The 1287-nt window shown below is 72.2% G+C and carries 1 protein-coding gene and 1 pseudogene; one reads left to right on the top strand and one right to left on the bottom strand.

The window, feature by feature from the left end; all coding sequences use genetic code 11:
* Positions 1–20: 20 nt before the first annotated feature.
* Positions 21–281 (top strand): annotated as a pseudogene (locus tag Y694_RS27315) (sigma 54-interacting transcriptional regulator); the annotation flags it as partial.
* 176 nt (positions 282–457) lie between these two features.
* Here Y694_RS27315 and Y694_RS23895 read toward each other — a convergent pair.
* Positions 458–1225, bottom strand: a complete 768-nt coding sequence (locus tag Y694_RS23895; protein ID WP_081782315.1) for an SDR family NAD(P)-dependent oxidoreductase — start codon at positions 1223–1225, stop codon at positions 458–460.
* Positions 1226–1287 lie beyond the last annotated feature (62 nt).

The following is a 1287-nucleotide window of genomic DNA, read 5'->3' on the forward strand; positions in this document are numbered from 1 at the left end:
CCGCCATTCCGCCCGACCTGGTGGAGGCCGAGCTGTTCGGCGTCGAGAAGGGTGCCTTCACCGGGGCCGACCATTCGCGGCCCGGGCGCTTCGAGCGGGCCCACGGCGGCACGCTGTTCCTCGACGAGATCAGCAGCCTGCCGCTGCCGGCGCAGGGCAAGCTGCTGCGCGTGCTGCAGGAGCGCGAGATCGAGCGCGTGGGCGACGTGCGCGTGCGCAAGGTCGACGTGCGACTGGTCGCGGCGTCCAACCGCGACCTGCGCGACGAGGTCGAGGCCGGCCGATTCCGCGAGGACCTGTTCTACCGGCTCAACGTGTTCCCGATCGTCATTCCGCCGCTGCGTGAGCGCCTGGAGGACATCCCGCTGCTCGTCGCACTGTTCCTGGAACGTTGCAACCGACGCTGCGGCAAGCGCGTCGCCGGCCTGACCACGCGCGCCTACGACGCGCTGTGGGACTACCACTGGCCCGGCAACGTGCGCGAGCTCGAGAACATGGTCGAGCGCGCGGTGATCCTGGCCGACGACGACGGCCGGATCGACGTGCAGCACCTGTTCTCCGGCGGCGAGCGGCTGCGGCTGCGCTCGCTGGGCGTCGAAGCCCAGGGCGGCCTGGTCGCGCCGTCCTCACCGCTGCCGGCCGAGTCGGCCACGCCTTCCGACGAGGTCGGCCCCGGCAGCACGCTGTTGACGGTGACGCCGGTGCCGGCCAGCGTCTCGGCCAGCCCGCGCGCGATGGACAGCTGCGCGGTCTTGGTCATGCCGTAGTGGATCATCTCGGTCGGGATCTGCAGGCCCGACTCGCTGGACACGAAGACGATGCGGCCCCAGTCGCGCGCGCGCATGCCGCCGACGTAGTGGCGCGCCAGGCGCACGCCGCTGAGCACGTTGACCTCGAAGAAGCGCTGCCAGTCGGCGTCGGGGATGTCCTCGAAAGGCTTGGGCTCGAAGATGCCAAGGTTGTTGACGAGGATGTCGACCGCCGGCAGTTGCGCGAACAGCGCCTCGCAGCCGGCCGCCGTGCCCAGGTCGGCGGCGATGCCGCTGACCTCGGCCTGCGGCAGCTCGCCACGCAGCCGTTGCACCGCGGCGTCCACGCCCGCCGCGCTGCGGCCGTTCAGCACCACCGCCGCGCCTTCGGCGGCCAGCGCCTTGGCGGCGGCGTAGCCGATGCCCTTGGTGGAGCCGCTGAGCAGCGCGCGCCGGCCCCTGATCCCGTAGTCCATCTTCTTGCTCCCGTCGGCAGGCAGACCCCGCGACGGCTCAGCGTCCCAGGGCCTTCGCCGGC

The organism is Methylibium sp. T29-B (assembly GCF_000576225.1).
GTDB lineage: Bacteria > Pseudomonadota > Gammaproteobacteria > Burkholderiales > Burkholderiaceae_C > Methylibium > Methylibium petroleiphilum.